Below are 10,211 nucleotides of genomic sequence, written 5' to 3' on the forward strand. Positions count from 1 at the left end.
GCCCTCCGCCGAGGAGTTCGGCGGAGGGCCCCGTCGTCGTCGCGGGTCAGCGGTCAGCGTGCGACCAGCCGCCGCAACTGCCGCACCCGCCGCGCCACCCGCCGGGCCGTGCGGTTGCGCGGCACGAACGCAAGCCGCTGCGGGACGCCGCCCGGCAGCCCCAGCGAGGTCAGCCGGGCCCGCTTGAAGTACCGCAGGGCGGTCGGGTGCGCGGCCAGGAAGGCCTCCGCCTCGGGGCGCAGTCCGGGGTGGATCTGCGGCTGCATGACGAACCCGACCGTGCGGACCAGCTCCTGGACGCCGTAGCCGGTCTCGGCGGCGGCCGTCGGGGCGTCCAGCGCCGGCAGCAGCGCGTCCGTGAGCGTCAGCGGGATCCGGTTGCTGTTCTGGAACGGGGCGAGCCGCTCCAGCAGCGTCTCCGTGCCGACCCGCGCCACGGGCAGCCCGTACAGGGCGGACGCCGTGAACAGGCCCGTGGAGAAGCAGCCGACCACGAGAGCCGGCCGCGACCGCTGGTAGAGCACCTCGGCGAGCACCGGCGCTTCCACGACGGTCAGTTCGACGCCGACGCGCGCCGCCTCGTCCTCCAGGGCGCGGCTGTACCGGGCCGGCGCCGTGGGGTGCGGCTTGAAGACGATCTCGCGGTGGCCGCGCTCGACCGCGCCGCGCACCATCGACACGTGGAGCTCCTCCTCCTCGTCGGCGGTCAGCAGGTTCAGCGCCGACAGGTACTGCCCGAGCAGCAGGGCGGGCCCCGGCCCCGCGGCCTGCGGCGCCGGCGTCTCGTCGGCCAGCTCCCCGAGCACCTTCAGGAACGCCTCCGTCGGCACCGCCTCCGGCCGCACCCCGAACTCGGTCAGCAGCAGCGGCCGCAGCCCCGGCACCAGGTCCAGGTGGAGCAACCGCACCACCCGGGTGCCCACCAGCGGATCGATCTTGTTCCGGGTGGGGCCGTAGCTCATCAGGCCGTCGGCGTAGACGTGCACGGGCGCGCCGGCGAACATCTGCGCCAGCGACAGTGCCGGGTTGACCTGCACGGACTCCACGGCCAGTTCCACCGCGTCGTCCCCGATGCCCCACAGGAGCCGCAGGTAGCGTTCCCACAGCAGCACGTCGTCCGGGCGCGGCTCCCAGGCGCCGGGGTGGTACGGGGCGATCGCCGCGTTCCACGACACGACGTCGTCGAAACGGTGGCGCAGCCGCGCGAAGCCCTCCATCTCGTCCACGGACGGGGTGGTCTCGGGGGTGAGGGCGTTGTTGGCGATCACCAGGAGCCGGCGGTCGGCGGGGGCGAAGCAGCCGGCGTCGAGCGCGGCCGCCAGGGTCGCGGTGCCGTAGAGGGTCGACACGTAGAAGATCTGGGTGCTCATGCGGCGGCACCCCCGCGGACGGCGGCGGCCGGGGACCGGCGGCGGATCCCGCGCAGCACGGACGACCGCCGCAGGTCCATGGAGTCCAGGACGTCGTCGAGGACGTCCTGCGGCATACGCCGTATCGCCGCATGGCACATCGCGCGCAGTTTCTTCGCCAGCGCCGGCTCGTAGGCGCCGAGGGACTCCAGGTGGTGCGCGATCATCGCGCAGTACGTCCGGACGGCTTTCGGCAGGAGTGCCGCGGACTCCGCGTCCCGCGCGGTCTCCTCCAGGACCTGGTCGAACGCGCGGATGAAATCGAGCTGGCGGACGTCGCGGATCTGCGTCAGGGAGGAGGCGACGCCCCGCCGGTAGAAGACGCCCAGCATTCCCACCGCGGCGAAGGATTCCGCCTCCCGGTGCAGCCGCCAGATCCACGGGCGGTCCTCCGCGGTCCGCAGGCCGTCGGTGAAGTGCAGCAGGCCGCGGTCCAGGAGCCGGCGGTGGTACATGCCGGCCCAGGCGTACGGGTAGTCCACGGACGTCGTCCGGTCGGCGGGGAGGATCACCGCCCGGGGGTCTATCGGCACTCCGCGCAGGCCGTGGGGCAACCGGTGCACCGTGCGCTTCCTCCCCGTGCACTGCACGTGGTCGGTGCGCACGAAGTCGCAGTCCAGGGCCTCGGTGGCGGCCACCAGGTCGGCGAAGTAGCCCGGTGCGACCCAGTCGTCGCCGTCCAGGAAGGTCAGGTACTCGCCGCGCGCCGCGTCGAGACCGGTGTTGCGGGCGGTCGCCAGACCGCCGTTCTCCGCGTGCCGCAGGACGCGGGCGTCGCCGGGGAAGTCCTGGACCGCGCGGTCGAGGATGTCGGGCGTCGCGTCGGTCGAGCAGTCGTCGACCAGCAGGAATTCGAAGTCGTCCCGCGCGTTCGCGCGGAGACTTCTCAGGGTGTCCGGTGCGAATTGGCACACGTTGTAGAACGGGACGATGACGGAGAGTTTGACGTGCTTGACCACCCGGCCAACGGTATGAGCCGTTCCGGCATTCCCTTCGACGCGAAGGGAAATCGCGGATGAACGAAGGGCGGCGTGCGTGTGAACCCGCCCGTCCGGGGAATTCCCGGAAAGCCGGGAAACCGATTGGCGAACTTCTGTTAACCCGCTGTTGAACCGTCGTTGGGCCGCGGCTCCGTATTCGTTCCTAGCGTCGGGGACGTGCAAGAAACCGACCGAACGCCCCGCCGCCCGCAGCGGGTCGCCGTCCTCGCGGACTCGGACACCCGCTGGAAGTGGGGGGTCCTGACGGCCCGCCGGCTCGTGGAGCCCGCTGCCCGCGTCGACGGCTACCTGCTGCGCGGCCGCGCCACCCCGACGCCCCGTCAGCTCGACGAGGCCGGGGTGCGCGCGGACAGCCTGCGCGAGGTGTCGGCGGTGGAGTTCCTGCACACGGTCGGCACCTCCGCGCGGGACGGCGACCGCTACGACGTGGTCGTCCTCGCGCTCGTCGGCGGCGGCGTCCAGGCGCTGCTGCACGGCCTCGGGCACGCCTTCGGGGCCGGCGGCCCCGCCGCCCGCCGCCCCGCCGTCGTCACCGGGTACGTCGGCGTCGTCTACGAGAAGCTCGCCGACGGCCTGCTCCTGCGGCACGGCGCGGACCTCGTCGTCGCCAACTCCCGTTACGACGCCCGCCGGTTCCGCGCGGTCTACGAGGGGGTCGGCGCGGACGCGTCCGCCGTCGTCGAGGCGGCGCTGCCGTTCCTGGCCGGCGACGCGTACGACCCCGCGGCCCGCGCGGGCCGCGGCCCGTACACCGTCACCTTCGCCGTCCAGCCGTCCGTGCCGGAGAGCCGCCGCGACCGCGCCTACCTGCTGCGGCGCGCCGTCGGGCACGCCCGGCTGCACCCGGAGCGCGAGGTGCTCGTCAAGCTCCGCTCGCGGCCCGGCGAGCACACCACGCACATCGAAGAGGCCCCCTACCAGAAGCTCGTCGGCACTCTCGGCCCGCTGCCCGCCAACTGCCGCCTGGTGTACGGGCACATGGGCGAGGTCCTGGACCGCACGGACCTGCTCGTGACCGTCAGCTCGACGGCCGCGCTGGAGTCCCTGCACCGGGGCGTCCCCACGGCCGTCCTCACCGACCTCGGCGTCCGCGAGGCGCTCGGCAACCACCACTTCCTCGGCTCCGGCTGCCTCACCTCATGGGACCGCCTCGACGCCGGCGAGGTGCCGGAACCCGACCCGGACTGGGTGGCCGAGCAGGGCGTGAGGACGGCGGGCGCGTACGACGCGGCCCGCAAGCGCCTGACCGAACTGACCGATCCGGCAACGGAGTTGCCGCCCCTCGACCCGTACTACACCGCCACCACGGCCCCCGGCTACCTGCCCGGGGTGCTCGCCCGCCACCACCTCGGCCGCGACGGCGCGCCGCTGCCCGGCGCCCCCGCCGCCACCGCCGAACCCGGCCGGCTGCGCCGCGCCCTGCGGCACACCGCCCGCGGCGCGTACCGGCACGGCGTGCAGCGCGTGGCCCCCGTCATCCGCCGTATCGGAGAACTCTGATGAGCACCACAGGACCGGCCCCCACAGGACCGGCCGCCCCCGGCGACACCACCGCACCACCGGCCCCCGCGGCCCGCGTCCTCGCCGTCATCCCCGCCCGCGGCGGCTCCAAGGGCGTCCCCGGCAAGAACCTCGCCCCCGTCGGCGGCGTCCCGCTCGTCGCCCGCGCGGTCCGCGCCTGCCGCGGGGCCCGCCTGGTCAGCGACGTCGTCGTCTCCACCGACGACCCCGAGATCGCCGCCACCGCGGAGGCCGCCGGGGCGCGGACCGTCCTGCGCCCCGCCGCGATCGCCGGCGACGCCGCGACCAGCGAGGCGGCCGTCCTGCACGCGCTCGACGCCGACGCCGAGCGGCACGGGAGCGACGCGGACGTCGTCCTGCTCGTGCAGTGCACCAGCCCGTTCCTGACCGCGGAGGACGTCGACGGCGTCACGGCGGCGGTCACCGCGGACGGCGCGGACTCGGCGCTGACGGTGGCGGGCTTCCACGGGTTCGTGTGGGCGGACGACGAGACCGCGGCCGCGGGGTCCACAGGCGTCAACCACGACCCCGCGCACCGTCCACGCCGCCAGGACCGCCGCCCCGAGTGGCTGGAGACCGGCGCCGCGTACGCCATGCGCACCGCGGGCTTCCGCGCGGCAGGCCACCGCTTCTTCGGCCGCACCGCCCTCGTCGGCACCGACCCCGCGCGGGTCCTGGAGATCGACGACCCGCACGACCTGGCCAGGGCCCGCGCGCTCGCACCGCTCCTGGACCTCCCCGACCTCCCCGTCCTCGCCGACGTGGACGCCGTCGTCCTCGACTTCGACGGCACCCAGACCGACGACCGCGTCCTGATCGCGGCCGACGGCACCGAGTACGTCTCCGTGCACCGCGGCGACGGCCTCGGCATCGCGGCCCTGCGCGACACCCCGGGCCTGGAGCTGCTGATCCTCTCCACCGAGCAGAACCCGGTCGTCCGGGCCCGCGCGCACAAGCTCCGCATCCCCGTCCTGCACGGCATCGACCGCAAGGACGAGGCGCTGGCCCGGTGGTGCGCGGAGCACGGCATCCGCCCCGAGCGGGTGCTCTACGTCGGCAACGACGTCAACGACCTGCCCTGCTTCGACCTCGTCGGCTGGCCGGTGGCCGTGGCCTCCGCCCACGACGCCGTCCGGGCCGCCGCCCGCGCGGTGACCACCACGCCCGGCGGCGCGGGGGCGATCCGCGAGATCGCCGGCTGGCTCCTCGGGCCGACCCTGGCCCGCGCGACCACCACGACCGCGGGCGCCACCGCCGACGCCCACCCGATCCCCACTCTCACTCCCGCCCGTTGAACACCCCCCGCTGTAAGGACACCACCATGAGCTCCATCTCCCGCCTGCGCACCTTCGGCACCCGCACCGCCGGCCCCGGCCGGCCCGTGTACGTCACCGGTGAGATCGGCATCAACCACAACGGCGACCTGGACAACGCCATCGCGCTCATCGACGCCGCCGCCGACGCCGGCTGCGACGCGGTGAAGTTCCAGAAGCGCACCCCCGAGATCTGCACCCCGCGCGACCAGTGGGACATCGAGCGCGACACCCCCTGGGGCCGGATGACGTACATCGACTACCGCCACCGCGTCGAGTTCGGCGAGGACGAGTACGCCGCCATCGACGCGCACTGCAAGGAGCGCGGCATCGACTGGTTCGCCTCCCCTTGGGACACCGAGGCCGTCGCCTTCCTGGAGAAGTTCGACGTCCCCGCCCACAAGGTCGCCTCCGCCTCGCTCACCGACGACGAGCTGCTGCGCGCCCTGCGCGCCACCGGCCGCACGGTCATCCTGTCCACCGGCATGTCGACGCCGAAGCAGATCCGGCACGCGGTCGAGGTCCTGGGCAGCGACAACATCCTGCTGTGCCACGCCACCTCCACCTACCCGGCCAAGGCCGAGGAGCTCAACCTGCGGGTGATCAACACCCTGCAGGCCGAGTACCCGAACGTGCCGATCGGCTACAGCGGCCACGAGACCGGCCTGCAGACGACGCTCGCCGCCGTCGCCCTCGGCGCGACCTTCGTCGAGCGGCACATCACCCTCGACCGCGCCATGTGGGGCTCCGACCAGGCCGCCTCCGTCGAGCCCGGCGGCCTCGCCCGGCTGGTCCGCGACATCCGCATCATCGAGGCGTCCCTCGGCGACGGCGTCAAGAAGGTGTACGAGTCCGAGCTCGGGCCGATGAAGAAGCTCCGCCGGGTGGCGGGCGTGGTCGCCGAGGCCGAGCAGGCCCCGGTCCGCGAGACCGTCGCGGTCTGACCGGGCACCGGGACCGGGAGCACGTCGTGGAGCCCGCAGGGGCCGCGGTCAGGACGCTGGCGTTCGTGGAGAGCCCCGTGCAGCTCCTGAACGTCCTGGAGTGGGACCACGCCCACCGGGCGGGGGCCGCGGGGGAGGGGCGCGCGGAGCGCCCGACCGTCGTGGTGCTCCCGCCGCTGGACCCCATGTCGCGCGGCCAGCTCCGCCGGATGGCCGAGCTTGCCCGCGACGAGGGGATGACCGTCCGCTGGCAGGAGGCGCGCGGCGGGGCGAACGCCCCGGTGCGCACCGTCCGCGAGCTGGCCCCGCTGATCCGGCGGGCCCGCCGGATCGTCATCGGCGACCCGTTCTCGCGCTACGTGCACCTGCTCGTCGGCCTCGGCCGGGCCCGGGACCTGGTGGTCGTGGACGACGGCACCGCCACCACCGAGTTCGTCACCCTGCTCGCCACCGGCCGGCCGCTGGTCCGCTGGCACCGGCGGGCCGGCCGGCGCGGCCCGCGCGAACTGCTGCTCGGGCCGGTCACGGCGGCCGCCCGCCGCCGGCTCACCCCCGACGCGCGGGGGCGGCGCACCGTCACCGTGTTCACCGCGATGCCGCTGCCCGACGGGGCCCCGCCCGGGGTGCGGGTCGCGGCCAACGACCTCGCCTGGACCCGGAGCCGCTTCGGCCCGCCCCGGCTCACCGGGGGCGCCGACCTGGTGGGCACCTCGCTGGTGGAGACCGGCGTCGTCGACCCGGAGCGCTACCTGGAGGCCGTCCGCGCGCTGGCCGCCGCCCACCACGTCACCCGCTACTTCGCGCACCGCCGCGAGAGCGCGGCCAAGCTGCGCCGGCTCTCCGAGGAGACGGGTCTGGAGATCGTCCGGCCGGACCTCCCGCTGGAGCTGATCGCCCGGCGCGGCCCCGTCGGCCGGACGATCCTCAGCTTCCCGTCAACCGTCGTCCACACGCTGCCCCTCGCGCTGGCGGACACCGGGAGCGAGGTGGCGATCTGTGACGTCGATCCCAGCTGGCTGACCCCGCACGCCTCCGCCCGCGCCGCGGGCTTCCTCTCCGGTGTCACCGGCACCGCCCGTGACGTGCACCGACTGCGCTCGGTGCGCGCGGCGTAAAAGAACGGTCCTACCCCTGTCGGATGATCCTCAAGCGCGAAACGTACAACCGTCCGGCGTCTGACGGGTTGAAGATTTGGTGATCGAGGGCCGGACGGGGTGGCTTTCGGCCTACCCTGGCAAGGGTGAACGATCTGATGTCACCGCACTCCGGCGCAGACGCGCCCGGAACCGCCGCCGCCGTCGCGCCCGGGGCACCCGCCGGGGCCGCGCCGTCCAAGGTCCTGCCCGGCACCATGCCGGGCACGCTGGGCGACGAGCTGCGGGCCGAGCTCATCGCCTTCCGGCGGGACCTGCACATGCACCCCGAGCTGGGCCACCAGGAGTTCCGCACCACCGCCGCGATCAAGGCCCGCCTGGAGGCGGCCGGCCTCGCCCCGCGCGTGCTGCGCTCCGGCACCGGACTGATCTGCGACATCGGCGCCGAGAACTGGGACGGCGTCCGCCCGATCCTCGCCCTGCGGGCGGACATCGACGGCCTGCCCATCCCCGACACCAAGCCGTTCACCTGCGCCTACCGCTCCACCGTCCCCGACCGCGCGCACGCCTGCGGCCACGACGTGCACACCACGACCGTGCTCGGCGCCGGCCTGGTCCTCAAGGAGCTGCACGACCGGGGCCGGCTGCCGTACCCGGTCCGGCTGCTCTTCCAGCCGGCCGAGGAGGTGCTGCCGGGCGGCGCCACCGACGCGATCGCCTCCGGCGCGCTCGACGGGGTCGGCCGGATCATCGCCGTGCACTGCGACCCCAAGGTCGACGCCGGGAGGATCGGCCTCAGGGTCGGCGCGATCACCTCCGCCTGCGACCGCCTGGAGGTGTCGCTGGACGGCCCCGGCGGCCACACCGCGCGCCCGCACCTGACCACCGACCTGGTCACCGCCGCCGCCAAGGTCGCCTCCGAGGTCCCCGTCCTCGCCGCCCGCCGGGTCGACGGCCGCTCCGCGCTGGCCGTCACCTGGGGCCGCATCGAGGCCGGCCACGCCTCCAACGTCATCCCGCAGCACGCCGAGCTGTCCGGCACGGTCCGCTGCCTCGACCTGGACGCCTGGCGCGCCGCGCCCGACGTGGTGCACGAGGCGATCGACGAGATCGCCGCGCTGTACCGCGCCAAGTCCGAGATCACCTACGTGCGCGGGGTGCCGCCGGTCGTCAACGACATGGACGTCACCGGGCTGCTGCGGGACGCGATGACCGTCCGGCTCGGTGCGGACGCCGTGGAGGACACCGAGCAGAGCCTGGGCGGCGAGGACTTCTCCTGGTACCTGGAGCAGGTCCCCGGCGCGATGGCCCGCCTCGGCGTGCGCACCCCCGGCGACCCGGTCCGCCGCGACCTGCACCGCGGCGACTTCGACGTCGACGAGCGGGCGATCACCGTCGGCGTCGAGCTCTTCACGGCGGCGGCGCTGCTCGACGCGGGCCGCTGAGGAGCGGCGCGGGAGCGTGCGCAGGGGCGCGCGGGGGGACGTGCGCGCCGGGCGCGGGGGCGTGCGGGCGCGGGCGCGGGGGGCCTGCGAAACGCCCCCCGGCGTCCCCTAAGTACCACTGGTTCACGGATGCGTAACCTCCCCCCGGCACGATCCGGTAACGCCCGTCCCGTCTCCGTTCCCCCACCGTTTCTACGCGCGTTACTGTGCCGCGAACCCAGCGCCGCCCACGGCGTCTTGGAATGAAGGGGTGGATTCCTTTGCGTCGTACGTCCCGTAGCTCCGGCATCACCAAAGCGGGGGTGGCCCTGGCGGCCCTCGCGCTCAGCGTGACCGCCTGTGGCAAGACCAGCACCGAGAAGGAGCCCGCGGACAAGGCGTCCACGAGCGCCTCCTCCGACAGCGGATACAAGGGCAAGGGCCTCGGCCTGGCCTACGACATCGGCGGCAAGGGCGACCAGTCCTTCAACGACGCCGCCTACAGCGGCCTGGAGAAGGTCAAGGCCGAGCTGAAGATCGGCGCCGAGGACGTCGAGCCCAACGACGGCGAGACCGACGCCGACAAGGAGCAGCGCCTCACCCAGCTGGCCCGCGAGGGCTACAACCCGGTCATCGGCGTCGGCTTCGTCTACGCCAACGCCATGAAGGCCGTCGCCCCGAAGTTCCCCGACACCACCTTCGGCATCATCGACGACGCGACCGTCGAGGGCCCGAACGTCGCCGCGCTGGTCTTCGCCGAGGAGCAGGGCTCCTACCTCGCGGGCGTCGCCGCCGCCAAGGCGTCGAAGTCCGGCGTCGTCGGCTTCGTCGGCGGTGTCGAGATCCCGCTGATCAAGAAGTTCGAGGCGGGCTTCAAGCAGGGCGTCACCGACACCGACCCGAAGGTCAAGGTCACCTCGCGCTACCTGACCCAGCCGCCGAACTTCGACGGCTTCTCCAAGCCGGACCTGGGCAAGGCCGCCGCCGAGGGCATGATCGACGCCAAGGCCGACGTGGTCTACCACGCGGCGGGCCTGGCCGGCCAGGGCGTGATCGAGGCGGCCGCCGCGAACAAGAAGTGGGCGATCGGCGTCGACTCCGACCAGTACAACCAGGCGGCGCTCGCCAAGTACAAGGACTACATCCTGACCTCGATGACCAAGGACGTCGGCGGGGCGGTCTTCAGCCTCACCAAGTCCGTCGTCGACGGCAAGCCGATCACCGGCGTCCAGCGCTTCGACCTGAAGTCCGGCGGCGTGGGCCTGGCCGACTCCAACCCGAAGTACAAGGAGCTGACCGAGGTCGTCGCCGAGGTCGAGAAGGCGTCGAACGCCGTCAAGGACGGCTCGATCACCGTCAAGGACAAGTAGGGGCAAACCCCTCTGACCTGCGGTGCGGGGCGCGACGGCGAAACGCCCCGGGCGCCCCCCGCCCGGTTGCCCCCACAACCGTGGGGACCGGGAAAAAAGAGGGCGCGGGGTGGTATAAAAAAAAGGAGCGGCCCC

8 protein-coding genes are annotated in these 10,211 nt (G+C 73.9%); 6 read left to right on the plus strand and 2 right to left on the minus strand.

Annotation, left to right across the window (positions count from 1 at the left end; all coding sequences use genetic code 11):
- Positions 1 to 53: 53 nt before the first annotated feature.
- Together ACFWEG_RS26205 and ACFWEG_RS26210 are read right to left on the minus strand one after the other, a co-directional pair.
- Entirely contained in the window at positions 54 to 1,370 is a 1,317-nt protein-coding gene (locus tag ACFWEG_RS26205; RefSeq protein WP_387219807.1) for a polysialyltransferase family glycosyltransferase, read from the minus strand.
- Entirely contained in the window at positions 1,367 to 2,368 is a 1,002-nt protein-coding gene (locus ACFWEG_RS26210; protein WP_387219809.1) for a glycosyltransferase family 2 protein, read from the minus strand. The genes ACFWEG_RS26205 and ACFWEG_RS26210 overlap by 4 nt, the downstream gene beginning before the upstream one ends.
- Positions 2,369 to 2,566: 198 nt before the next feature.
- Between ACFWEG_RS26210 and ACFWEG_RS26215 the strand changes: the two genes are divergently transcribed.
- The 6 genes from ACFWEG_RS26215 to ACFWEG_RS26240 all read left to right on the plus strand — a co-directional run bounded on the left by ACFWEG_RS26215 (position 2,567) and on the right by ACFWEG_RS26240 (position 10,076).
- Positions 2,567 to 3,910 carry a DUF6716 putative glycosyltransferase gene (locus ACFWEG_RS26215; protein ID WP_387219812.1) on the plus strand — a complete coding sequence of 448 codons (1,344 nt, stop codon included), beginning with the start codon at positions 2,567 to 2,569 and terminating at the stop codon, positions 3,908 to 3,910.
- A complete protein-coding gene (locus ACFWEG_RS26220; RefSeq protein WP_387219815.1) occupies positions 3,910 to 5,226 on the plus strand; it encodes a cytidylyltransferase domain-containing protein in 1,317 nt (438 codons plus the stop codon). Before ACFWEG_RS26215 ends, ACFWEG_RS26220 begins: the two co-directional genes overlap by 1 nt.
- 26 nt (positions 5,227 to 5,252) lie before the next feature.
- Entirely contained in the window at positions 5,253 to 6,188 is a 936-nt protein-coding gene (locus tag ACFWEG_RS26225) for an N-acetylneuraminate synthase family protein (protein WP_387219818.1), read from the plus strand.
- A gap of 26 nt (positions 6,189 to 6,214) precedes the next feature.
- Positions 6,215 to 7,303 carry a hypothetical protein gene (locus ACFWEG_RS26230; protein ID WP_387219820.1) on the plus strand — a complete coding sequence of 363 codons (1,089 nt, stop codon included), beginning with the start codon at positions 6,215 to 6,217 and terminating at the stop codon, positions 7,301 to 7,303.
- Positions 7,304 to 7,440: 137 nt separating this feature from the next.
- Positions 7,441 to 8,727 (plus strand): amidohydrolase, encoded by a 1,287-nt coding sequence (locus ACFWEG_RS26235; protein ID WP_387219825.1) that lies wholly within the window; start codon positions 7,441 to 7,443, stop codon positions 8,725 to 8,727.
- Between the two features lie 260 nt (positions 8,728 to 8,987).
- Positions 8,988 to 10,076 (plus strand): BMP family protein, encoded by a 1,089-nt coding sequence (locus ACFWEG_RS26240; protein WP_387219822.1) that lies wholly within the window; start codon positions 8,988 to 8,990, stop codon positions 10,074 to 10,076.
- The last annotated feature ends 135 nt before the right edge of the window (positions 10,077 to 10,211 follow it).

Source organism: Streptomyces sp. NPDC060194 (assembly GCF_042728285.1).
GTDB lineage: Bacteria > Actinomycetota > Actinomycetes > Streptomycetales > Streptomycetaceae > Streptomyces.

Coding starts and splice junctions, on each gene's coding strand:
- ACFWEG_RS26205 (WP_387219807.1), bottom strand. CDS start 1,370: ATGAGCACCCAGATCTTCTACGTGTCGACCCTCTACGGCACCGCGACC.
- ACFWEG_RS26220 (WP_387219815.1), top strand. CDS start 3,910: ATGAGCACCACAGGACCGGCCCCCACAGGACCGGCCGCCCCCGGCGAC.
- ACFWEG_RS26225 (WP_387219818.1), top strand. CDS start 5,253: ATGAGCTCCATCTCCCGCCTGCGCACCTTCGGCACCCGCACCGCCGGC.
- ACFWEG_RS26235 (WP_387219825.1), top strand. CDS start 7,441: ATGTCACCGCACTCCGGCGCAGACGCGCCCGGAACCGCCGCCGCCGTC.